This window comes from Pedobacter sp. A2324 (assembly GCF_059693705.1).
In genome coordinates this window covers 46,968-70,542 of record NZ_JCASSK010000006.1, presented here as the reverse complement: position 1 = coordinate 70,542, position 23,575 = coordinate 46,968, and the positions used below count along the sequence as shown (strand labels likewise).

Here is a 23,575-nt window from a genome sequence, read left to right as displayed (position 1 = left end):
AGTTGATACAGAAATAATCGTTTCTGGATATGGTACAATTATTTAACTTTATGTATATATTTTTTTATTACTATGAATGAATCATTGAGTGAACAGCGTTTAAATATCTTACGTCAGTCTCTAGGTCAAATGATTACAAATTCGCCTTCCAACTTTATGAACTGGCTTGCACCGGTATTGGTTAAAGCCGAAAACGGAGTTTTGGCATGTAGATACACTGTTCGACAAGAAATGACAAACCCATACCAGATTCTGCACGGTGGTGTTACAGCAGGGATAATAGATGATTTAATTGGAGCTACTGTTTATACTATGGGTCTAAATGATCGCTATACAACAGTTAGTAACTATATCGACTATTTTGCACCAGCAGCAGAAGGGGATGAAATCATTGCGGAAACAGTAATCGTAAAAAAAGGAAGGACCATATTAAATCTCCAATGTGAGATACATTTGCCTTCGAAAAAGCGTTTAATAGCAAGAGGCTACTCGAACATGTTAAACATAGGTTAAGCTTCCTGAATTTATTTAAGAATTATTTATTGATTCCTTTAAATTAACAAAACATTCTCATTAATACATTGTTGTACCTTAACCAAAAATATAATGAGCCATGTTAGAAAATTATTCAACCCTGCAATTTATTGTTAGAGGCAAGATCTTCAAGGGATTTTGCATGCGCATTCAAGATGACTTTCATGAAACCTATGCCGTTGTTTTAGATGGTTACCATTCATTCTGTATCTGGCTTGATACGAGATCGGAAAAATGGTGTGCATCCAAAAATGTGGCTATTGAGCCTGATGCTATCGATGAAATTATCAATAGGTTATCTTTGCCAGCCTGAGTACCTAAAAATTCAACCCATTTAATACAACGCCCGTAAAAAAATCCCAGCTTTTAAAGAAGCCGGGATTTTTTTGTGTTCAGGCAAGCTTATTAACCAAAAAACAGGTAGCATATGCCTATAGCAGTACAAACACCAACCAGATCTGCAAGTAACATCGATCCAATGGCATACCTAGTATTTTTGATTTTTACTGACCCGAAATAAACGGCTACCACATAAAAAGTAGTATCAGATGCTCCTTGAAATATTCCGGATAGCCTGCTAGCAAAGGAATCCGCCCCATAGGTTTCCATTGTACTCACCATCATGCCCCTTGCAGCGCCACCACTCAAGGGCCTGATTAAAGCCGTTGGCAGCCCTTCTACAAAACGGGTATCAGTGCCTAAATAAACAAATACGCTCTTTATGGCATTAATTACCACATCAAAAGTACCACTGGTTCGTAGTAAACTTATGGCTACCAGCATCCCTACCAGATAGGGGATAATGTTGATTGCAGTATTGAAACCATCCTTCGCACCATCTATAAATGCATCAAATACATCGATCTTTTTATATAAGGCACCAATTACGATGACGAGAAATATAAATAGGATTAAACCATTACTCAGCAAACCGGAAAATGACTGGATTCCAACAGCATCCAGCGAACGGATGTAGAGTACCAGACTTGCTATGATCAGCGAGAGTCCGAGTATCCAACCGATCACAACAGGTTGAAAAATATTAATTCTTTGTTTGAAGGATACAATGAGCATGGCAGCCATGGTACCCACAAAAGTTACAATCAGACAAGGAATGAATACATCTGTTGGATTGGAAGCATTTTGAGATGCGCGGATGGCAATTACGCTTACGGGAATTAAACTCAATCCGGCTGCATGTAAACACAAAAACATGATCTGCGCATTGGAAGCCATATCCTTTTTAGGATTGAGCTCCTGAAGGCTCTCCATAGCCTTCAACCCAAATGGTGTAGCCGCATTGTCAAGCCCCAATAAATTGGCAGAAAAATTCATAATCATGTGCCCCATTGATGGATGCCCCTTAGGTATATCAGGAAATAGCTTTGAAAAGAACGGACCTACAATTCGTGATAATAAACGAATTCCACCGGCCTTCTCTGCAATACTCATTAATCCCATAAACAATGCTAAAATACCGATGAGTTTCAGGCAAAGTTCAACCGCAACCCAAGAGGTTTGAATCACCCCATCCAGCTTCAATGGATTAGCAGCATCATCAGCCTTACCAATTACCATCCAGTTAAAAATATCAGTTTGCCCGAAGAAAAAGCATTTGATACTTGCTACAACAATAGCTACAATAATAAATCCCGACCAGATCCTGCTTAATGCCATTTAATTTGTTTCGTTTTTATGATTGGTGAAAATAGGTTTTTTAGTTTAATTTCTCTGCATAAATCAAATAGTCAGTTCTTGAAAAGCCTCTCGCCAGTTGTTCCTAAATAAAAAGCGTCCATAATGCGGATATGTAAACCAGCACTATGGACGCTTAACGCTACGTAAAAACCTCGTGATTAATTAAGGCTTATCATCAGTTAATTCAAAACCCCAGGTCTTTCCTTTTTCAGTTGCCGGAATACCATTGGTCATCCAGGCAGGTGCTTTGGCTCCCTTAAGGTAGTAATCAAAAAACTGTTGCTCGCGAATCTGAATATCTTTTCGGTTCTGGCGCTGTACAAGATTATGTGCTTCACCATTATAATTTAACATCCAAACCGGTTTACCTAAACGGCGTAAACCCGTAAACATTTCAATGCCCTGATACCATGGCACAGCACCATCGGCATCGTTTGCCATCACAACCACTGGCGTACTCACCTTTGGAAACATAAACAAGGGAGAGTTCTCAATATAAAGCTCAGGTTTCTCCCAAAGGGTAGCACCGATACGACTTTGTGTTTTTTCATACTGGAACTGCCGGTTCATACCGGTTTCCCAACGAATACCACCATAAGCAGATGTCATATTTGCTACTGGTGCACCAGCCCAGGCGGCCGCATACATGTTGTTTTGCGTAATTAAATACGCAACCTGATAACCTCCCCAGCTCTGACCTTGAATACCAATCTTAGTTCCGTCTACCCAATTATTTTTCTTTAAGCTTTCTACCCCTGAGTTGATATACTCTACTGCCGATTGGCCTGGATGTCCTGCTTCGTAACTGATATCTGGCGCAAAAACAAGATAGCCGTTACTAACAAAAAAAGAAATGTTGAGGCGGGACGGGGTTGGGGCAGGTGCCTGATAACTATATAAGCCATCAGACAACTTCTCGTAAAAATAAGCAATCATCGGATATTTCTTATTTGGGTCGAAATTCTCAGGTTTGTACAAAATGCCTTCCGCCTTATAACCTTTTGGAGTGACCCATTTCACCAATTCTGCAGTGCCCCAATTGTAATTCTTTTGTTGTGGATTTGTATTAGTCAATTTGGTCTCGGTTTTAAAATCGTTGGTTACATATACATTAGGCGATTCAACGTAATTACCCCTATCGTAAATATAAACATCAGCGTCTTTAGCCTTTAGCAAATTAGAGTATTTTGTTTTTCCCATCACTACCAGGTCAGGCGCTTTAACAGAGCCAACGGTAGTTTTATAAAAGCCGTTTTCTTTAGTAGCGTTATTGAAACCATTCAGCCAAACCAGTTCATTCGCTTTCACAAATTTGGTATCTGCATTACGTTCGAAACGGTTTTCCTGCTGAACTCTTTCGTAACGAAATGTGATATTGTTTGCTCTTCCAAAACCGGCAGTAATGTTTTTAGCCGGGCTTTTCCCATCTGGTGAAAAAGACCATATATCATACCTGTCATTCAACAAAACAGCTTTATCGCCTTCTGTCCATGTTGCAATGCCATAAGATCCCGGGAGGTCAGGCACGTCATTATCTTCATCAACAAATTTAACATTCAAACTTTCCGTAAGGGCAACGATTCTGCCATTTGCTACGTTGTAAGTATACCAGTTTGCGGCTTTCCGGTCGAAGTATAAAATGTAATTGCCACCAGGAGATGCCATAGCATTACCATTCAGACCTGAAATAATCTTTTTCCGTTGTCCGGTTTTGGTGTCTACCAGATAATAATCTTTTGATGTAGAACCACTCCATTGAGATTCAATACGATGTCCGTAATCTGTTGAAGCCAATACCAGGTTAGCATCACCTTCTGCTATCAAGCTGGCATCTGGAAGTGTAACATCCGTCAAGGGCACCACTTTAGGATCACTGCTGAACACATCGATTACTGAAAGATAACTTTTTTTACTGTCGCGCTCTGCATTCTTTAGCTGCATGGGCTGAAGATAATCATCTTTGTAGTTCCACACATCAACCTTTGCCACCTCGAAATCAACTATCGTAGTATCTTTCGGCTTTTTTACAGGAGCAATTCCAAAGAAAAGTTTCTTTCCATCCTTACTGAAATTCACTCTGCCATCTCCACTTACCGACCACTTTGAAGGTAACCCCGGCATATCAAAATCAACCAGAATCTGTGCCGTATCTAAACTTAAAGAGTTGTAGTAAATATTATAGTTTTTAATCTCCTGCTTCTCAGGATCCTGTTCACCAACAAAAGCTAAATGTTCGCTATCCTCATCAAAAGTGAAACTTCTAAAGGTTCCTTTGCCTTTAATTAAAGTTTTTAAAGTACCTTTTTCTGTATTCAATAGAAATACACCCTGAGGTGCCAGTTTATCTTTTTTAGAACCGCTACATGAAAATACAAGCTGTTTACCATCTTTACTGAAAGCATAATCAGTAACAAACTTGTAAGTTTTATCTATTCCAGTAGTCAGATTCTTAACGATAAGATCTGTTCCTTCTTCTGATTTTCCTTTTGCAGCCGGCTCCTCGTCTGCAAAATCAGATATACCATCTTTTTTATCCGCTGGTTTTACATTTTTCTTTGCTGTATCTGGTTTATCCGTCAGATAAGCCAGTACGCCAGCGCCTTCCTCCGGAAATTTAAAAGATTTTACTCTCGGAAACTTTGAAACCAATCCCGAATTCAGGTTAACAAGCCCTAATGAATCTTTTGGCATTTCATCTGGCTTTCTTTTTTTTATCCTCGCCTGACGCAGGTCATTATTAAAAGGACGGATATTAAAAGCAGCAAATTTAGAATCATTACTAAATTGCGCATTCATTCCCCTTGCGATATTAATCTTCGCATTAGTCTTCAGGTTGCTGATGTACAATTGTGCATCGCCTTCCTGTTGTATAACGCCATACATGGCCCACTGACCATTGTTTGATAATTGCTTGCTTCCTACCGATTCCCAGGTATCATAAACGCTATGATCCAGTGGTTTTTTTTGTGCGTAGGCAAAAGTGACAATGAAAAGCAGAATAACTGTTAGTCTTTTTTGCATTTTGGAATGTAAATTAATTTGTTGGTGAAGTTCTAATCGTCTAAAATTGGAATTTTTTGGCTTATTTAAAAACTTGTATGCCAAATATTACAATAAACCGCCAGGGCAAGCTATTCGAGGGGATATAAAGCAAAGAAGCCACGACTGTTAAACAATCGTGGCTTCTATTTAATTTTAATAGTGCAATTATTTTTTCGTTTGCTGCTGCTGACGCATATAATCATCTAAACGCTGTTGGAATTTAGATTTTTTCTTTTTTTCATCAGCTGGTCTCGCTTTATTTTGTTGAATTAAAGCATGAATCTTATCGTCATCAACCATTTTACGAATTAAAATCTGCTGACCGAATGTCATTAAGTTCGCCAGGAAATAGTAGTAGTTCAATCCTGATGGGTAACTATTTAAAACACCAAGAAAAATAACCGGCATAATGTAACCGATATACTTCATCTGACCGGTAGCACCAGATGTCTGGTTGTTGAAATAGGTCATGATTAATGTCGAAATCGTCATCAGTACGCACATCAAACTTAAGTGATCACCGATAAAAGGTAGCTTCACACCAAACTTGATGAATTCGTCGTAAGTTGATAGATCTTTCATCCACAAGAAACTTTCTCCGCGCAACTCAAACAGGTTAGGGAAAAAGAAGAAGAAAGCCATTACGAGTGGCAACTGTAATACCATAGGCAAACAACCACCAAGCGGATTTACACCAGCTTTTTTATATAATTTCAAATATTCCTGCTGAACAAGGGTTTGATTATCTTCACCTACCTTAGCTTTAATTTCATCCATTTCCGGCTTCAAAACTCTCATTTTGGCCATAGACAGGTAAGATTTGTAAGTTAACGGAGACAATGCAACCTTTAACAAAATCGTTAATACCAAAATGATTAAACCGAAGTTCCAGCCGAAATTGTTAAGGAAATTAAAAACAGGCAATACGATAAAACGATTGATGTATTTTAATGGCCAGTAACCAAGATCAACCTGTTTTTCCAAATCATAACCCTGATCCTTTAACGCAGAAAATTTATTGGTTCCAAAGTAAAATTCCATGTCATAGCTCTGGTTTGCAGCGTGTGCATAGGCCAATTCCATGTTAGCATCATAAAACTTCACCTGTCCGGGAGCAGTCGGGATTTTAACTTCCAGACTTCCCTTATCAAAACCTTGTTTAGAAATTAAAGATGCCGAGAAAAAATGCTGTTTAAAGGAAAACCACTGTATTTTACCTTTGGTAAGTTCTTCTTTCTCATCCTTAGAAACACTCAGGTGGTCTACATCTCCATCAACATACTTGTAATATGGTGCTGAATATCTGTGTTCACTCTCGATCGACTTTTCTTGCTGTAATAATACCGTAGACCAGTTTAAATTAACCGCATTACCTGCTATCACTTGCTGAAGGCCAACCAGATTGATTTTGAAATCGACCTTGTTACTCAAGCCTTTCAAACTATAAACATATTCAACATACGCATTGGCACCGTAATCGGCACGCATTTTAACAGTATTACCAGCTTTAACTGGTTTAAAATACAAATCATTTGTATTGATTACTTTACCTGCTGCATTTAAAGTCAACCCAAATTTATTGGCTTCACCATCAAACAAGATTAAGGGTTTACCCGCAAATGTTTTCTGACCTTTAACTTCAACAGATGAAATTCTACCGCCCTTGTTGCTGAGGTTAATCAATAAATTTTCGTTTTCGAGTACGGTGTTGGTACTTGTACCGGCTAAAGCAGTGCCAAACGGACCTTTTAGTGCCAGAGAGTCAACTGTTGGAACCGTAGCGATAGTTTTAGCGGCAGTAGTATCTTTAACAACTGGTGCTATACCAGCCTTTTTTAAAGAGTCTTGGTGCTCAATTTCGCGGGCTTTTTTCATTTCGGCCTCGCTTGGCCTAAAAAAGTAGAATGATCCTGCCAATATGATCATGATCAGGAACATTCCTGTAAAGGTATTTCTATCCATTATATTTATTTGTACTGCTTTTAATTTGTTTTCTTTTTCGCATACTCCATTGCAGCGGCGACAAATTTAACAAAAAGTGGGTGAGGATTAGCAACTGTTGATTTTAATTCTGGGTGAAACTGCCCGCCAACAAAAAACGGGTGATTTTTAAGTTCAACTATTTCAACCAGGTTGGTTTGCGGATTAATTCCTGAAGCAACCATTCCTGCTTCTTCGTATTGTTTGAGATAAGCATTATTGAATTCATAACGGTGACGGTGACGCTCATTAATATGTTGTTTACCATATATCGCAAACGCCTTTGATCCCTTTTTAATGTCGCAAGGGTAAGAACCTAAACGCATGGTACCGCCCATATTCACAATACTCTTTTGTTCCTCCATCATATTGATAACAGGGTTTGCAGCCTCAGGATCAATCTCGGTAGTATGTGCGCCTTTTAAGCCCAGCACATTACGTCCGTATTCAATCACCGCACATTGCATTCCTAAACAGATACCAAAGAAGGGAACATTATTCTCTCTTACGTATTTGATGGTATCAATTTTACCTTCAATTCCACGGCTTCCGAAACCAGGGGCAACTAATACGCCCTGTAAATGTCCAAGCTTTTCTTTCACATTATCCGGAAAAATACTTTCAGAGTGAATGTATTCCACTTTTACTTTACATTCATTCTTAGAACCTGCATGAACAAAAGATTCGATGATTGATTTATAAGCATCAGGTAATTCCACATATTTACCAACCAAGCCGATTTTAACTTCGGCAGTTGGATTTTTTAAGCGACCAAGAAAATCTTTCCAGCTTTCCATGTCCGGATCGTTTTTAGTTGGCAGCTTTAATTTTGCTAAAACAGTTTTATCTAATTGTTCTTTTAACATTAACAATGGCACATCATAAATAGTGGATGCATCCATCGATTCGACTACCGCATTAATGTTAACATTACAAAATAATGCTATTTTTTTTCTAAGGTCTGGGCCAAGATGGTGTTCTGTTCTGCAAACCAGAATATCTGGTTGAATTCCATATTCAAGTAAAGCTTTTACTGAGTGTTGTGTAGGCTTCGTTTTTAATTCGCCAGCGGCCGCCAGGTATGGTACTAATGTGAGGTGAATAACAATTGCATTTGAACTTCCTTCCTCCCATTTGAACTGCCTAACCGCTTCAATAAAAGGTAAGGATTCAATATCGCCAACAGTACCGCCAAGCTCCGTAATCACAATATCGTAATCTCCGCTTTCACCTAAAATGCGCATGTTACGTTTAATCTCATCTGTAATATGAGGAACCACCTGCACTGTTTTACCCAGATATTCGCCTTTACGTTCTTTTTGAATTACGTTTTGATAAATACGGCCTGTTGTAATATTATTGGCTTGTGATGTTGGAACGTTTAGGAAACGCTCATAATGACCAAGATCTAAATCTGTTTCTGCACCATCTTCCGTAACAAAACATTCGCCGTGTTCATATGGATTTAATGTTCCGGGATCGATATTAATGTACGGATCGAATTTTTGAATGGTTACACGGTAGCCCCGTGCCTGTAAAAGTTTAGCTAAAGATGCGGATATGATGCCCTTACCTAAAGAGGAAGTAACACCGCCCGTAACAAAAATATACTTAGTCATGATTTTGATTTTTTACAGCAAAAGTGTTCTTATTGCTGCTTTTTGTACGGGATACAAAGGTAGGAAAATTAGTTGTTTCCGCTCTGGTAAAATGAAGATTATTAAAAAATGATAATGCAATGTGATTCAGGATAATAACATTTCTGATAACCCAAAATCGTAAAATCAGGAGTTATTTAGTTCAATTCAAACGGGGCATCAACGCATTTTAAAGGCTAAACCTGGCCTTTCGGTTCATTTTCTGGCTCTAAGCAGATGACTCCGTTTTCTTAAACAAAATACCCCAGTAAAGCTTGTTAACAAAAACAGATAAAACACCTGGCTATCCAGAGGGCACTGATAAACTTTAGAATTATTGAAGTAAACGCGTACACCTAACTGGAATGCATTGTCAATGTACTCTGCCTGGCAACTCCCGCCCTGAGGAACAGAACGTGCGACAACATCGCTGGTTAATACAAATAAGTCTGTTCCCGATGTACAAGATGCAGGGCTGGTATATTGAAAATAATAGGGCTCATCGAATTTCTCAGGGTTACTCGTTCCGATGTTAATTTGGTGTGTATAGATCCGTCCCATATATCTACATCCATAAACTACATCAGAAAATGCATCACCAGAACGAAAAAACAGAAACAGGATGATTAAAGCCCACTGAGTTTTCATAACGCTAAATGTTTGGATCAGAATAGGGGGCGCTGATTATGCGTAATACACCGAACCCCAGAATTGCAGAAATAAAAAGCCATAGCCATGAATTGGTATCAAGCGGACAACTGACAACGTTCAAGGTCATTTCGACTCCGCAGAAACCGTTGGCATAGCAGGTTCGATTAGTAGACCTCGGTATCACGGGATTGTAACACGCATCTGGATCGACACGTATACCGTTGGTGTATTGTACTATTTTCCCATCTGCGTTAACAGTAGTGGTAGAGGTGTTACACACACCACCTGATTTACTTGGATTATATGTTGGGTTATTATTAACATAGCTACGCGTAGTGGTAGCTGTGAGGTAAAAATTGCTTCCGGTACTGCAACAAATACCATTATCGCTAACGATAACACAACCAGTCTGCGCAAAAGACTGCACAATAAAAATGGAAGAAACAAATAGTAATAAAAATATCCTTTTCATAAAAAATTATAAAAAGGGATGGTTTTACAACAATAGGGGAGTTCAGTCCGAAGACTAAGACGATTTGATTAGCGTAAAAGTAGGCTTTTCAATTAATAACAGGAAATTTTAAAATCAAATTTTTCAACAGCAATTATAATAGATTTTTACTTTCTTTTCCTTTTCACTCCAGGCAATGTAAATATTATTCTCTTTACCTAACCGGTATTTAAAGCCATTCAATCCTGATTTCTTCAAATCTTCATAAAGCGCCTTATCAGGAACATAGTTGTCCGGTTTATCTTCAGGCATCACAGCAGGCTCAAGAAAATTATCTTCCGAAAAAAAATCATCCGCAATCGTTTTTAAGAATATAACCTGATCTTTTTCTTTAGTTAAATCTACATTCGGATCCGTACTGCCTAACAAATCAGTTCCTTTCAGTTTTGCATTATATAACTCCTGACCAGAAGCATTTTTGATCGTAAAATTCAATACCATGTCCTCTGGTTTTCTCCCGGTTAGCTCAATTTTAAAGGTATCGGGTACATTCAGATTCGAAAATGATTTGGTAACGATTTGGTTTACGTTTTTAAACTCAACAGATGGATCTTTCTTATCTGACGGGGATTGACAGGCAGATAAAAGAAAAACAGAAGCAACAATAAAGAATACCAGATTTCTCATAGCCGAAAATACAAATTTTAAGGATTTAAATGGACGATATTCAAAAAGAATAACCAACTAACAACCACAACTAAAAGTCGACATACCCCTTGTGATCCTGTTGCCAGAGGGAGATTATTTATAACTATTCGAGTTTTAAAGCTTCCAGTAACTTGTTTAGTTTTACTAAATCTTCAGGCGTATCAATAGCAACCGTTTCCAGATCAGTAATCTTCGTCTGTATATAAAAACCGTTTTCAATCCAGCGCAATTGCTCCAAACTTTCAGCAATTTCCAAAGAGGATGGAGGAAGTTTGGTGATTGCCTTTAATGCCTCAGCACGATAGCCATAAATACCTATATGCTTGTAGAACTGATGTTTTTCTGCCCAAACGCCTGGCTCTCCGCTTCTGATGAAAGGTATGGGACTACGGCTAAAATACATCGCCCGGCCATGAACATCGATCACTACTTTCGGACTATTTGGGTTATAAATACTTTCCTGACTTTGGATCGGTTTTACTAAGGTTGCCAGTTCTACCTTACTATCTGTAAAACTACTCGCCAGTAAATCAATTTGAGCCGGTTCAATAAACGGCTCATCACCCTGTATGTTAATTACAATATCAAAATCAGGAAGTTTCTCTATCACTTCTGCACATCGATCTGTTCCGCTCTGGTGGTGTGAGGCGGTAAAAACAAAGTCACCACCAAACCGTTTAACTTCTTCAGCAATCCGTTTGTCATCAGTAGCAATGACTACCTTTGCCAAGCTACTTGCCTTACCTGCTTGTTCATAAACACGCTGAATCATGCTTTTCCCGGCAATATCAACCAATGGCTTTCCCGGAAAACGGGTGGAGGCATAACGCGCAGGAATAATTCCAATGATCTTTAATTCATTATCACCCGATTGTTGCTGATTATTGCTCATATACCGTAATTAATTCTGGTTAAAACAATCCGTTTATCTCAGCTTCAATAGACTGGATTACTGTTCCCAAATCTTCCGGATTATTGGTAAAATCCAGTTTATCTTTATCAAGAATCAAAAGTTTGCCCAGGTTATAACCTTTTATCCAGGCTTCATATTTTTCGTTTAGTTTCGAAAGGTAATCGATCCGTATGCCCGCTTCATATTCCCGGCCTCGACGTTGAATATTATTAACCAGGGTTGGGACAGAGGCTCTTAGGTAAACCAATAGATCCGGAGGTTTAATAAACGAAGTAATGTTATCAAAAATAGCCCGGTAATTATCATGATCACGTGTGGTCATCAGCGCCATATCATGTAGGTTTTCAGCGAAGATATGCGCATCCTCATAAATTGTCCTATCCTGAATAACATTGCGTTTATTCACTTCAATATCGGTAATTTGCTGAAAGCGACTATTTAGAAAGTAAATCTGAAGATTAAAGCTCCAGCGTTTCATATCGCCATAAAAGTCTTCCAGATAGGGGTTGTTGTCCACAGCTTCGTACAAAGCTTCCCATCCATAATTTTTCGCCAGCAAACCTGTTAAGGTAGTTTTGCCAGCGCCAATGTTTCCTACGATTGCTATGTGCATGTTTTTTGATATGAGATTTGAAGTAAGAGATTAGAAAGGCTTATGGCTTCAAATGGATCACCTAACACCTCAAATCAATTGTTGTTGATTAAAAACTTTTAAATCCGATTAAACTGCGAACTTCCCTTATTGTCTTTTGTGCACTTTCACGTGCTTTTAAAGCACCATGTTTAGCAACCTGCCTTAAGTATAATTCATCTTTCGAAAGCTCTTCTATACGCTCTCTTATTGGCGAATTGAATACAATCATATCTTCGGCGAGTTGCTTTTTCATATCGCCATAACGGATCTGCATTTTATTGTACAAACCGTCGAAATGCTCAATGGTATCCGGTGTAGACACAATTTTCATCAAATCAAACAGATTCTGAATGGCTTCAGGCTTTTCCTGATTTTCTTCCGTAGGGCCGCTATCACTTACTGCCCTTGATACTTTCTTACGGATAATTTCCGGACTGTCAGATAAATAAATACAATTACCGTCGCCGTCCGATTTACTCATTTTTCCTTTTCCCTCTAATCCTGGTACCTTAACCAGGTTTTCTGCATAATTAAATGCAAAAGATTCAGGAAAAAAATCTGATTGATACATTCTGTTAAAACGGTTACCGAAATTACGCGTCATCTCCAGATGCTGCTCCTGATCTTTTCCGACTGGGACTTTAGTTGCCCGGTGAATCAGTATATCTGCAGCCATGAGTGTTGGGTAGGTTAATAAACCAGCATTAACATTATCGGGGTTCGACCTTATTTTTTCTTTAAACGAGGCACTTCTTTCCAGCTCACCGAGATAAGCATTCATATTAAGATATAGATACAATTCTGAAACTTCCGGCACATCAGATTGAACATAAATGGTTGTTTCCTCCGGATTTATTCCGCATGCTAAATATTCTACCAAAACGTGGCGCACGTAACCGTGCAAATCGCCAGGGGTTGGGTGAGTGGTTAACGAATGAAGATCTGCAATAAAAAAATAGCAGTTATAATCATACTGCATTTTTACAAAGTTGGTTACTGCACCAAAATAATTTCCTAAATGTAGCTTTCCTGTCGGCCTGATGCCACTCACCACTGTTTCTTTCATAATGGCACGAAATTAAAAATAAATTGCATGCAATGCACATTTTGTGCGCAATTTAATATGAATGTGCACCTTAAGCGAAGCAAATCAAAATGTTCATTTTTCTGTCCCGGGAAGCCATGCCCTTAAAAATATACGCCGTTAAAATTGATATTGTCACCCTATTTTATAATTTTGATACATCTATGATTAATTTTTTACGCCAGGCACACAGGGTATGGTTCCTTTTTTGGATTATATTCTTCTTTGCACTGCTTTATCCGCTCTACTATCTTACCTCCCGTAACGAAAAGTACTACAGCGCACTAAATTTTTGCAGAAAATTAAACAGTTTTTTATGCAGCCTCTTCTCGGGAGTAATATTTATCTACACGTTTGAAGAAAGGTTGAACAACAAGCAAACATATATTTATTGCGCCAATCACACTTCCAATCTGGATATCATGGTTTTTTGTATCATGTGCTCAGGAAGATATCATTTTATGGGCAAGGATGAGTTGCTGAAAAATCCGGTATTGAGTATTTTTTTTAAAACCATCGATATATCAGTAAACAGGGAAAGTAAAATCTCAGCATTCAGGGCTTTTAAAAAGGCAGGAGAAAACCTGGAAAAGGGGATGAGCCTGATTATTTTTCCGGAGGGCAAAATTGATGATCAGTATCCTCCCAAACTTGGTGAGTTCAAGAACGGACCTTTCCGGCTCGCAATTGATAAAAATATTCCACTGGTTCCGGTTAGCATTACCAACGTATGGAAAATTAACTGGGACGACGGTTCTAAATATGGAAGTAAGCCCGGAATTTGCGATATTTACATTCACAAACCCATCAACACAGCTGCCCTGGCAATTGATGACGCTGATATATTAAAAGAACAGGTATTCCATTTAATCGAAAGTAAACTGATATTATGAATTTAGACGCAAAAACCATTCACAAAATAGCCGATTTAGCCAGAATTCATGTTGATGATAACCAGGTCGATACGCTCATTCCAGAAATGAATAAAATTTTATCCTTTATGGAAAAGCTAAATGAATTGGATACTGCGAACGTGAAGCCATTGGTTTACATGAATGAGGCAACTAACGTTTGGCGTGAAGACATTGTCAAGCAGGAAATTTCTACGGCAGACGGACTTAAGAATGCTGCGAAACATAGTGATTCATTTTTCATGGTGCCAAAAATTATTGAGAAATAAACCAGTATGCACATTCCAAGCCAGTTTTTGCCTATTTTTTCCCAATACTGTAACATCTCAAACGCAATCCTTGTCTAAAAAAGAAAAAACATGGAGAAACCACTCATCACGATAAAAGAAATTGGTCGTAAATATGTTATTGGATCTGAAATTATCCATGCTTTAAAATCAGTTTCCCTCGACATTAACAAGGGGGAATTCGTTGCCTTAATGGGGCCTTCAGGTTCAGGAAAATCAACCTTAATGAATATACTTGGATGCCTTGATACACCAACAAGCGGATCTTATATCCTCAACGGTACAGATGTTAGTCGCATGAGCGATGATGCTTTAGCAGAAGTAAGAAACAAGGAAATTGGTTTTGTATTCCAAACATTCAATCTATTGCCACGTTCTACATCGCTAGATAATGTAGCACTGCCCTTGATCTATGCTGGTAATAGTAAGAAAGATCGCGAAGCGCGTGCTGCTACCGCATTACAGAATGTTGGACTAGGCAACCGGATGGATCACAAACCCAATGAACTGTCCGGAGGTCAGCGCCAGCGTGTAGCAGTTGCGCGTGCACTAATTAACGATCCATCTATAATTCTTGCCGATGAGCCTACCGGAAATCTTGATACGAAGACTTCAATCGAGATCATGGGCTTACTGGAGGAAATTCACAGCAAGGGAAATACCATTATCCTGGTTACGCATGAGGAGGATATCGCTCAACATGCACATCGGATTGTTCGGATGCGGGATGGCCTGATCGAAAACGACTACATCAATACAGATATTAAAAACGTTTCACCACGATTACAAGCCTTAAAAGAGAGCGGTAGTGATTGGGAAAAGATATCATGAAAATCTATACCAAAACCGGAGACAAAGGTCAAACTTCATTAATCGGTGGCACGCGTGTACCGAAATATCATTTACGCATTGAAACGTATGGCACCGTTGATGAATTAAATTCCTATATAGGGTTAATCATGAGCCAGGAAATTGATTCACACTCCAGACAGCTCCTAAAAGAAATACAAGACCGCTTATTTACAGTAGGTGCATCTTTAGCAGCAGATCCGGAAAAATCAAAAATGAAAATTCCCGATTTACATGATTCGGATGTCGAACTGCTGGAAAAAGAGATGGACGCGATGAATGAAATACTGCCAGTATTGAAACATTTCGTTCTGCCAGGTGGCAATACTGTCGTTTCATATTGTCATATTGCCAGATGTGTCTGCAGGCGGGCAGAAAGACTAACAACTCAACTGGCAGAAAATACCTTTGTAGATGAGCATATAACAGTTTATCTGAATCGCCTGAGCGATTATTTATTTGTTCTGGCACGAAAACTGACAAAGGATTTCAACATGGAAGAAAACATTTGGATTCCCCGTGTTTAATAGTGGAAAAATAATTTTGCTTTGCTCAAATATTTTAATATACTTTGCGCATAGTTAAGAATAAAAATTTAACTGAATTAAAGATATGTATTGGACATTAGAATTAGCATCGCACCTGGAAGACGCACCATGGCCTGCAACTAAAGACGAATTAATTGATTATGGTATCCGTTCTGGTGCACCGGTAGAGGTTATTGAAAACTTACAGGCATTAGAAGATGATGGCGAGCCTTATGAAACTATTGAGGAAATCTGGCCTGATTATCCAACTAAAGAAGATTTCTTTTTTAACGAGGATGAATATTAAAAATCTAAAAAGATAAAAACCGCTCAGCAAACGTTGAGCGGTTTTTTTTTACATTTTTTAAACAAAATACTGCACCATACTGTTACTACTTCAACATTTACTTAAAAATTAACACTATGGGAAATTTATTGTATTTAGTAGCGGTAGTATTGGTAATACTATGGGTTATAGGATTTTTGTTCCACGGATTCGGAGATGTAGGTAACATCATCCACGTGCTATTAGTAATCGCAGTTATAGCTATTTTGCTGAAAGTCATCGGCAGGGCTGCTTAAGATATATTTAAGCAAACATTCATCATTTTCGAAAGCATCGCTTTACAAATGATGAATTAGAAATGGTGTTCTGATGATCAGGACACCTTTTCTTTTTATTTTTTGAGAAGAAGTTCTGCAAGTTCCAGATCAATCGGAAAAGTAATCTTGATGTTGCTCCTCTCGCCTTCAATAATATTAATCTCTTCTCCTATTGCTTCCACAACACTCGCATCGTCAGTAAAATGGCTCGCAAAATCCTGTGTATAGGCGCGCTTTAAAATCTCTGAACTAAAAGTCTGAGGCGTTTGAACCAGATAAATCTCATCACGCTTTAACGATGAAGTTTTTCCATTACGCAACAGCCTGACACTATCACTCGATTGAACTGCGGCAATGACATTACCCTTATGTTCAGCATGCAAAAAACAGCTGTCAATCAGTTCCTTCGACACCAGGGGTCTTACTGCATCGTGAATGGCAACATAGGCATCTTCCGGGATCACCTCAATCGCGTTTTTTACAGAATAGAAACGCTCAGATCCGCCGTCAATTACCTGGTGTGGGATGTGGAAATTAAACTCATCACAAAGCCTCCTCCAGTATCCCTGCTGTTCAGCACTCAGAACCAACAATATCCTGGGTTGTGTATCGCTTTGCGCAAAAGCTCTAATGGTATGCATCAAAACAGGAAGGTTTTTTAGTAAGAGAAATTGTTTTGGGGTTTCGGTTTGCATCCGGTTACCAGAACCGCCGGCCACAATTATAGCGTAGTATTTCATCATCAAAACCATCAAGTATTTAGTATCAAGTAGCAAGTACAAAAACTGATTTTTTGATACCTGATACTCAATACTTGAATCTATTTTAGATAATCAGCATGGCATCGCCATAGCTGTAAAATTTATATTTTTCTTTTACAGCAACTTCATATGCATTCATTACGTTTTCGTAACCACCAAAAGCGCTCACCATCATCAATAGTGTTGATTCAGGGGTATGAAAATTGGTTATCATCGAATTTGCAATACTGAAATCGTAAGGAGGGAAAATGAACTTACTCGTCCAGTCATTTGCAGCCTTCAAAGTTCTGTTAGCAGAAACAGCCGACTCGATTGAACGCATTGATGTAGTACCTACTGCACAAACTCTTCTTTTAGCTTCAAGCGCTTTATTTACAATCGCCGCATCTTTTGGCTCGATAATAAATTGTTCAGAATCCATTTTATGCTTGGTTAAATCCTCAACCTCAACGGTTCTGAAAGTTCCTAAACCTACATGTAAAGTAACCTCAGCAAACTCAACACCTTTAAGTTCCAGGCGTTTCATTAATTCACGGCTAAAGTGCAAACCAGCAGTTGGAGCAGCAACGGCACCCTCATGCTTGGCAAAGATAGTCTGGTAACGCTCTTTATCTTCAGCAGTAGCTTTACGTTTAATATATTTTGGAAGTGGAGTTTCTCCTAAAATCTCAACATTTTTTCTAAACTCTTCATCAGTACCTTCAAATAAGAAACGAATGGTACGACCGCGCGAAGTCGTGTTGTCCACAACCTCAGCAACCAATAAATCATCCTCTCCGAAGTAAAGTTTATTTCCAACACGGATTTTACGCGCCGGATCTACCAAAACATCCCACAAACGTAATTCTTTATTCAACTCACGTAAAAGGAAAACTTCAATAGTAGCACCTGTTTTCTCCTTATTACCATACAAACGGGCAGGAAAAACCTTAGTGTTATTCAATATCATAACATCCTTGTCATCGAAATAACCCAGAACATCTTTAAATATTTTATGCTCAATTTTACCACTGTCTTTGTGCAAAACCATTAAACGTGCTTCATCGCGTTCTTCTGATGGATTATGGGCAACTAACGACTCTGGTAAGTTGAATTTAAATTGTGATAATTTCATTCTTGATGAATTTTTTGAGGTGCAAAAATACGAATTTAATTTTTCTTTTTTGTATTTAAAGAACGCAATTAATGATATTATGTTTTGAATGAGTTTATATGACTTAATTCTGTATGGAACTGCGCATTAAATATAAAATTAATTAGTTTTGATGATATGCTGTAACCTTTTTAACAGTAAAGCATCTAAACACTGATTATGATTATTTTTAGGCTAATAGGCGAAAGTTTCCGTTTTGCGTTTGATGCACTACGTCAGAATAAATTACGTACCATGTTATCGCTTTTGGCCATAACCATCGGGATATTCACCATCATCACGGTATTTTCTGCAGTCGACACCTTTCGGGGTAAACTACAGGCTAGCGTAGATAAACTCGGCTCAAATACCATATTTGTCCAGAAATGGCCCTGGAGCTTTAGCGACAATTACCCATGGTGGAAATACATGAACCGTCCGCAACCCTCATTACGCGATTTCCAGTCACTAAAAGAACGTATGGAAAATGCCAAGGGCATCACTTTCGAAATTTCAACCAGCAACAGAACAATCAAATACAGAAGCAACTCTGTTGAGGGCGTAACCATTTCAGCCGCGTCACAAGACTTTGATAAGACCTGGAATTTCGAACTGCAGGACGGGCGTTACTTTACAGAAACCGAAAGTAATAACGGAGCGCCGGTCCTCATCATGGGGGCAGATATTGCAGAAGGTTTATTTGGATCCGAAGATCCCAAAGGCAAACAGGTACAAATACTGGGACGACGACTAACCGTGATTGGCGTATTTAAAAAGGAAGGTGAGGATATTTTCGGAACGACACTGGACAAAAATGTAAATATACCCGTAAACTTCGCTAAAGGTGTGCTCGATATTCAAAGTGAACGTTACGATCCACAGATAACTGTACGCGGAAATGACAATGTATCACTGGACGAAATTGAAAGTGAACTGCAGGGCCTGATGCGATCGATCCGCAGGATACGCCCCGGTCAGGAAGATGATTTTGCCCTTAATAAAACATCTATTATTTCCAATAAGCTCGACTCTATGTTTACTATGGTAAACTGGGCAGGCTGGATTATTGGTGGTTTCTCGATATTAGTAGGGGGCTTTAGTATCGCTAACATCATGTTCGTATCTGTTAAAGAACGAACAAACATTATCGGAATCCAGAAATCACTCGGAGCAAAAAACTATTTTATTTTGTTACAGTTTATCTTCGAGTCTATATCACTTTGCATACTTGGTGGCTTACTGGGATTGGTTCTTGTTTACCTAATGGCTCTGGCAATAGGCGCAGCAACCGATTTTCATATCATACTGGGCTTAAATAACATTGCACTTGGTATAGGTATTTCAATTATCATAGGTACCATTTCTGGATTCTGGCCCGCATATTCTGCGTCGAAATTAGATCCGGTGGAAGCGATAAGAAGTTAGCGTCTATCCACCATATTCAGATCTCAGCATCACCATATGAATAGCATTCTACAATAAAAAAATCCCCCGTTAGATTTCCTGCTAACGGGGGATTGGTATTTAACTGGCAGCTGTTAGTTCAACTTACCCAATGCTTCTTTAATTCGTTTCAAAGCTTCAACCAAACTTTCATCTGATGCAGCGTATGATAAACGGATGTAATTATTATTCCCGAATGAATCGCCGCCTACGGTAGCCACATGCCCCACGTTCAACAGGTATAAGGCCAGATCAGATGAATCTTTGATCACGTTACCTTCAGCATCTTTTTTACCGAAAAAAGAACTGATTTCAGGGAAGAAATAGAAAGCACCGTCAGGTAAGTTGGTTTTAACACCAGGAATGTCATTCAATAAGTTGTAAACCAGTTCTCTGCGACGCAGGAATGACTCTTTCATTTTCAGGACGCTTTCAAGACCCTGCTCGTAAGCAACAATACCAGCCCTTTGGGCAATTGAACAGGTACCGGAGGTAGTTTGCCCCTGTAACTTATCATTGGCGGCTGCAATCTCTTTATTTGCGGCAATATACCCTAATCTCCAACCAGTCATAGCAAAAGCTTTGGAGAAACCATTTACAATGATTACGCGATCTTTAATGCTTTCAAACTGAGCAATTGATTCGTGTTGATCAACAAAATTAATATGCTCATAAATTTCATCAGACAGGATGTAGATATTCGGATATTTTTCAAAAACTTTAACCAATGCAGCCAGTTCATCCTTGCTATAAACTGAACCTGTTGGGTTACAAGGAGACGAGAACATGAAAAGCTTGGATTTTGGAGTAATAGCCACTTCTAACTGTTCTGGTGTAATTTTGAAATTGCTTTCCAGATCAGTATCGATAAATACCGATTTACCTTCTGCCAGGGTTACCATTTCTGAATAAGAAACCCAGTATGGAGTAGGAATAATTACTTCATCATCCGGATCAATTAATGTTAAAATCACATTCGACAGTGACTGTTTGGCACCGGTTGAAACAACGATCTGAGAAATGTCGTAATCCAGATGGTTCTCAGTTTTTAATTTATTCACGATTGCCTGGCGTAAATCAGGATAACCTGGTACAGGCGAGTAACGGGTGTAATTCTCGTCTAATGCTTTTTTTGCAGCATCTTTAACGTGTTCTGGAGTGTTAAAATCGGGTTCACCAACGCTTAAACTAATAATGTTAATTCCCTTGGAAGCGAGTTCGCGGCCAAGTTTAGTCATTTTAAGGGTTGCAGATTCTGACAGGCTGTTGATTCTTTTAGATAAGGTGCTCATGGTTAATTACTTTGAGCGCAAATATATAAACCAAATATTATTCTGCACTAAAAAAGCCTGAGTTTTTCTCATTTTATTTCTGGCATAAGCGTATTTTTGTAAAAAAAAGTTCGTGACGGTAAAGAAGAAAGCAATTGTAATTTCACTGGCAGTGAGTGTGATATTGATGTTAGCCAAGTTTGTTGCATACTTCATCACAGGTTCCAATGCCATTCTCACTGATGCAGCCGAAAGCATTGTAAATGTAATAGCAGGGAGCTTTGCATTCTACAGTATTTACCTGAGTACGCAACCACGCGATGAAAATCATCCTTATGGACATGGTAAGGTTGAATTCTTTTCAGCTTTTGTAGAAGGAATACTTATACTCATAGCCGGTGTTATTATTATTTTTAAATCTTCATATAACCTCATCTATCCCCATGCCGTAGGGAAGCTTTTGGAAGGAACTTTGATCATTGGCATCACCGGTGTCATCAACTTAATTGTTGGATTATACCTGATCAAAACTGGTGAACGCGAACATTCCATCACACTAAAGGCAGATGGACAACACCTGCTTACTGATACCTATACTAGCATCGCCATTGTTATTGGACTAATACTGATCCAGATTACTGATGTCATCTGGCTGGATAGTCTGCTTTCTGTTCTCGTTGGATTTTATATTGTATATTCTGGTTATAAGCTTACCCGGGGATCAATCGGCGGGTTAATGGATGAAAGCGATTTTCAGTTGGTTGAAGAAGTGGTTGAAGTGCTGCAGAAGAACCGCCACAATCCCTGGATTGATGTCCATAACCTTCGTACCCAACAATACGGACCAGAGTTCCATATTGATTGCCATGTTACTTTACCTTACTATTTCGATTTGAACATGGTTCACAGGGAAATCTCACAAATCGACGAGTTAATTAATAAAAGTGGCGTAAGAAAGGCAGAACTTTTTATTCATGCTGATCCATGCTTACCTGAATGCTGCAATTATTGCCACATGAGTGAATGTCCGGTCAGACAGGAACCATTCAGAAAAGAAATTACCTGGACCCCGGAAATTGTCATCAGAAACAAAAAACATTTCGAAAATGAGCTACTTTAATGTCAGGGTATACGGGCTGTTAATCAACGATCAGCATGAAGTTTTGGTAAGTGATGAAGAAGAACATGGTTTTCGTTTCAGCAAATTCCCGGGTGGCGGACTGGAGTTTGGAGAAGGATTAATCGACGGATTAAAACGAGAGTTTATAGAAGAATGCAATGCAGAAATTGAAGTCTTATCTCATTTCTACACAACAGATTTCTATGAAAAATCTTCTTTTAACGATAGCCAGATCATCAGCATATATTATATGGTAAAAGAGAAAGATCCGCTTAAACTCAATTTCAAAACTAAAATTTATGATTTCGATGGGGAGGGAGACTTACTTCAGGCTTTTCGGTGGGTTCCGATAGTAAATTTAAACATTGACGAAATTACCTTTCGTACTGATAAAACAGTTGCTCAGCTTTTAAAGCAAAACTTGTCTTGATGCAATAGCAAATGCCACTATGGAAATGACATTTGCTGTTAATTTCTATCTTCTGAATGAATTATCCTAAAGGCATTTTGCTCACGTCCATATAAAGAATGCTCCACCGCTGCCCGTCAAGATCAATGAATCCGCACCCATACATCCAGCCATCTCTGTAACCTGGCTCACCATAAATTGTACCCCCGGCTGCAACTATCTTTTCCGCCAGCTCATTTACCTCTTCAGGGCTTTCTGCATCAATAGAAAACAGTACTTCATTCCCTGCTATTGTATCCGAAACCTCAACGCCGGCAAACCCTTCGTAAAGTGACTTTTCAAAAAGCATCAATACGAAACTAGAATCACCAATTAAAAAGCTCGCGGAATCATCTCTAACACCGTACTGCGTATTAAGTGTAAAGCCAATTGCCGTAAAGAATTGCTTTGATGCGCTAACATCTCTCACAGGAAGATTGATCCAGATTGATTTTGTCATAACTTAATATATTTATTTATATTTTGCTGCCAGTTCATCCGGCGCAGCCGAACAGTATGATAATTTCAATACCTCCTCAATTGTTTCAGCCTCGATAAAATTAAGTTCGAAAATAGTCCAGCCTTGCTTACCCCATCCAGCTTGCGCAGGGTAAATTGCAGATGGATCCAAATCAGAAAATTTCTGCTGTTCTTTTGGGGTTAATCTGAAAACTGCTTTCATATTAACATTGTCGATGGTGATGAAAATCTTATCATCTACTTTAAACGAATTTTTATTAGCATTAGGTGTCTCAACAACATTCTCGAATGATAAAGCAAGTTCTCTGAAAGAATCTGGGGTCATATGATTTAATTTTTATAATGATTGTCTGAGAGGCCGCCTATCAGAATTTTGAGGTACAAACTTACATCATTTTTGAATCAGGACCG

Annotated in this window: 26 protein-coding genes; 11 read left to right on the top strand and 15 right to left on the bottom strand. The window is 38.7% G+C overall.

The features are described from left to right. The first annotated feature begins 72 nt into the window (after positions 1–72). Positions 73–513: a PaaI family thioesterase gene (locus AC570I_RS17535; RefSeq protein WP_497406498.1), complete on the top strand. Its 441-nt coding sequence runs from the start codon at positions 73–75 to the stop codon at positions 511–513. A gap of 100 nt (positions 514–613) precedes the next feature. Next, the gene (locus tag AC570I_RS17530; RefSeq protein WP_047797781.1) at positions 614–847 is read left to right on the top strand and encodes a hypothetical protein; all 234 of its coding nucleotides are present in this window, start codon (positions 614–616) and stop codon (positions 845–847) included. A 92-nt stretch (positions 848–939) separates the two neighbouring features. On the opposite strand, the gene AC570I_RS17525 is transcribed toward AC570I_RS17530, so the two are convergent. The 10 genes from AC570I_RS17525 to trpS all read right to left on the bottom strand — a co-directional run bounded on the left by AC570I_RS17525 (position 940) and on the right by trpS (position 13,314). Then, entirely contained in the window at positions 940–2,211 is a 1,272-nt protein-coding gene (locus AC570I_RS17525) for a nucleoside recognition domain-containing protein (protein ID WP_047797780.1), read from the bottom strand. 183 nt (positions 2,212–2,394) lie between these two features. Next, positions 2,395–5,253, bottom strand: coding sequence for a S9 family peptidase (locus AC570I_RS17520; RefSeq protein ID WP_497406497.1), 2,859 nt, complete (start codon positions 5,251–5,253; stop codon positions 2,395–2,397). A 186-nt stretch (positions 5,254–5,439) separates the two neighbouring features. Then, on the bottom strand, positions 5,440–7,236 hold the full coding sequence (yidC, locus tag AC570I_RS17515) for a membrane protein insertase YidC (RefSeq protein ID WP_497406496.1): 1,797 nt from the start codon (positions 7,234–7,236) through the stop codon (positions 5,440–5,442). Positions 7,237–7,256: 20 nt separating this feature from the next. Beyond that, the gene (gene pyrG / locus AC570I_RS17510; RefSeq protein WP_047797777.1) at positions 7,257–8,873 is read right to left on the bottom strand and encodes a CTP synthase; all 1,617 of its coding nucleotides are present in this window, start codon (positions 8,871–8,873) and stop codon (positions 7,257–7,259) included. A 234-nt stretch (positions 8,874–9,107) separates the two neighbouring features. After that, on the bottom strand, positions 9,108–9,539 hold the full coding sequence (locus tag AC570I_RS17505) for a hypothetical protein (RefSeq protein WP_047797776.1): 432 nt from the start codon (positions 9,537–9,539) through the stop codon (positions 9,108–9,110). A gap of 4 nt (positions 9,540–9,543) precedes the next feature. After that, entirely contained in the window at positions 9,544–10,014 is a 471-nt protein-coding gene (locus AC570I_RS17500; protein WP_156166634.1) for a hypothetical protein, read from the bottom strand. Between the two features lie 123 nt (positions 10,015–10,137). Then, positions 10,138–10,680 carry a hypothetical protein gene (locus AC570I_RS17495; protein WP_497406495.1) on the bottom strand — a complete coding sequence of 181 codons (543 nt, stop codon included), beginning with the start codon at positions 10,678–10,680 and terminating at the stop codon, positions 10,138–10,140. Between the two features lie 124 nt (positions 10,681–10,804). Beyond that, positions 10,805–11,593, bottom strand: coding sequence for a 3-deoxy-manno-octulosonate cytidylyltransferase (kdsB, locus tag AC570I_RS17490; RefSeq protein ID WP_497406494.1), 789 nt, complete (start codon positions 11,591–11,593; stop codon positions 10,805–10,807). Between the two features lie 19 nt (positions 11,594–11,612). Further along, positions 11,613–12,227, bottom strand: coding sequence for a deoxynucleoside kinase (locus tag AC570I_RS17485; protein WP_047797773.1), 615 nt, complete (start codon positions 12,225–12,227; stop codon positions 11,613–11,615). A gap of 88 nt (positions 12,228–12,315) precedes the next feature. Then, positions 12,316–13,314 carry a tryptophan--tRNA ligase gene (trpS, locus tag AC570I_RS17480; protein WP_047797772.1) on the bottom strand — a complete coding sequence of 333 codons (999 nt, stop codon included), beginning with the start codon at positions 13,312–13,314 and terminating at the stop codon, positions 12,316–12,318. 182 nt (positions 13,315–13,496) lie between these two features. Here trpS and AC570I_RS17475 point away from each other — a divergent pair, with 182 nt between their 5' ends. The 6 genes from AC570I_RS17475 to AC570I_RS17450 all read left to right on the top strand — a co-directional run bounded on the left by AC570I_RS17475 (position 13,497) and on the right by AC570I_RS17450 (position 16,488). Continuing rightward, positions 13,497–14,225, top strand: a complete 729-nt coding sequence (locus AC570I_RS17475) for a lysophospholipid acyltransferase family protein (protein ID WP_497406493.1) — start codon at positions 13,497–13,499, stop codon at positions 14,223–14,225. After that, a complete protein-coding gene (gene gatC, locus AC570I_RS17470) occupies positions 14,222–14,512 on the top strand; it encodes an Asp-tRNA(Asn)/Glu-tRNA(Gln) amidotransferase subunit GatC (protein ID WP_497406492.1) in 291 nt (96 codons plus the stop codon). The genes AC570I_RS17475 and gatC overlap by 4 nt, the downstream gene beginning before the upstream one ends. Positions 14,513–14,602: 90 nt before the next feature. Beyond that, positions 14,603–15,361: an ABC transporter ATP-binding protein gene (locus AC570I_RS17465; protein ID WP_497406491.1), complete on the top strand. Its 759-nt coding sequence runs from the start codon at positions 14,603–14,605 to the stop codon at positions 15,359–15,361. Beyond that, positions 15,358–15,906, top strand: a complete 549-nt coding sequence (locus tag AC570I_RS17460) for a cob(I)yrinic acid a,c-diamide adenosyltransferase (RefSeq protein ID WP_497406490.1) — start codon at positions 15,358–15,360, stop codon at positions 15,904–15,906. Before AC570I_RS17465 ends, AC570I_RS17460 begins: the two co-directional genes overlap by 4 nt. 85 nt (positions 15,907–15,991) lie before the next feature. Beyond that, complete coding sequence (locus AC570I_RS17455) at positions 15,992–16,213, top strand: DUF2795 domain-containing protein (protein WP_010603503.1); 222 nt, start codon at positions 15,992–15,994, stop codon at positions 16,211–16,213. 116 nt (positions 16,214–16,329) lie between these two features. After that, a complete protein-coding gene (locus AC570I_RS17450) occupies positions 16,330–16,488 on the top strand; it encodes a lmo0937 family membrane protein (protein ID WP_156166633.1) in 159 nt (52 codons plus the stop codon). Between the two features lie 95 nt (positions 16,489–16,583). On the opposite strand, the gene AC570I_RS17445 is transcribed toward AC570I_RS17450, so the two are convergent. Together AC570I_RS17445 and queA are read right to left on the bottom strand one after the other, a co-directional pair. Beyond that, entirely contained in the window at positions 16,584–17,252 is a 669-nt protein-coding gene (locus AC570I_RS17445; protein WP_497406489.1) for a 2-C-methyl-D-erythritol 4-phosphate cytidylyltransferase, read from the bottom strand. Positions 17,253–17,334: 82 nt separating this feature from the next. Further along, positions 17,335–18,384, bottom strand: coding sequence for a tRNA preQ1(34) S-adenosylmethionine ribosyltransferase-isomerase QueA (gene queA / locus AC570I_RS17440; RefSeq protein WP_047797769.1), 1,050 nt, complete (start codon positions 18,382–18,384; stop codon positions 17,335–17,337). 198 nt (positions 18,385–18,582) lie between these two features. On the opposite strand from queA, the gene AC570I_RS17435 reads away from it, so the two are divergent. After that, complete coding sequence (locus AC570I_RS17435) at positions 18,583–19,827, top strand: ABC transporter permease (RefSeq protein ID WP_082120571.1); 1,245 nt, start codon at positions 18,583–18,585, stop codon at positions 19,825–19,827. A gap of 113 nt (positions 19,828–19,940) precedes the next feature. On the opposite strand, the gene AC570I_RS17430 is transcribed toward AC570I_RS17435, so the two are convergent. Then, complete coding sequence (locus AC570I_RS17430) at positions 19,941–21,137, bottom strand: pyridoxal phosphate-dependent aminotransferase (protein ID WP_497406488.1); 1,197 nt, start codon at positions 21,135–21,137, stop codon at positions 19,941–19,943. 112 nt (positions 21,138–21,249) lie between these two features. Here AC570I_RS17430 and AC570I_RS17425 point away from each other — a divergent pair, with 112 nt between their 5' ends. Beyond that, positions 21,250–22,236 carry a cation diffusion facilitator family transporter gene (locus AC570I_RS17425; RefSeq protein ID WP_497406487.1) on the top strand — a complete coding sequence of 329 codons (987 nt, stop codon included), beginning with the start codon at positions 21,250–21,252 and terminating at the stop codon, positions 22,234–22,236. Further along, a complete protein-coding gene (locus tag AC570I_RS17420) occupies positions 22,223–22,666 on the top strand; it encodes an NUDIX domain-containing protein (protein ID WP_497406486.1) in 444 nt (147 codons plus the stop codon). The genes AC570I_RS17425 and AC570I_RS17420 overlap by 14 nt, the downstream gene beginning before the upstream one ends. Positions 22,667–22,727: 61 nt before the next feature. Here AC570I_RS17420 and AC570I_RS17415 read toward each other — a convergent pair whose 3' ends face one another. Both AC570I_RS17415 and AC570I_RS17410 read right to left on the bottom strand, forming a co-directional pair. Then, positions 22,728–23,144, bottom strand: a complete 417-nt coding sequence (locus AC570I_RS17415) for a VOC family protein (RefSeq protein ID WP_047797766.1) — start codon at positions 23,142–23,144, stop codon at positions 22,728–22,730. Between the two features lie 12 nt (positions 23,145–23,156). Further along, the gene (locus tag AC570I_RS17410) at positions 23,157–23,489 is read right to left on the bottom strand and encodes an MmcQ/YjbR family DNA-binding protein (RefSeq protein ID WP_497406485.1); all 333 of its coding nucleotides are present in this window, start codon (positions 23,487–23,489) and stop codon (positions 23,157–23,159) included. Between the last annotated feature and the right edge of the window lie 86 nt (positions 23,490–23,575).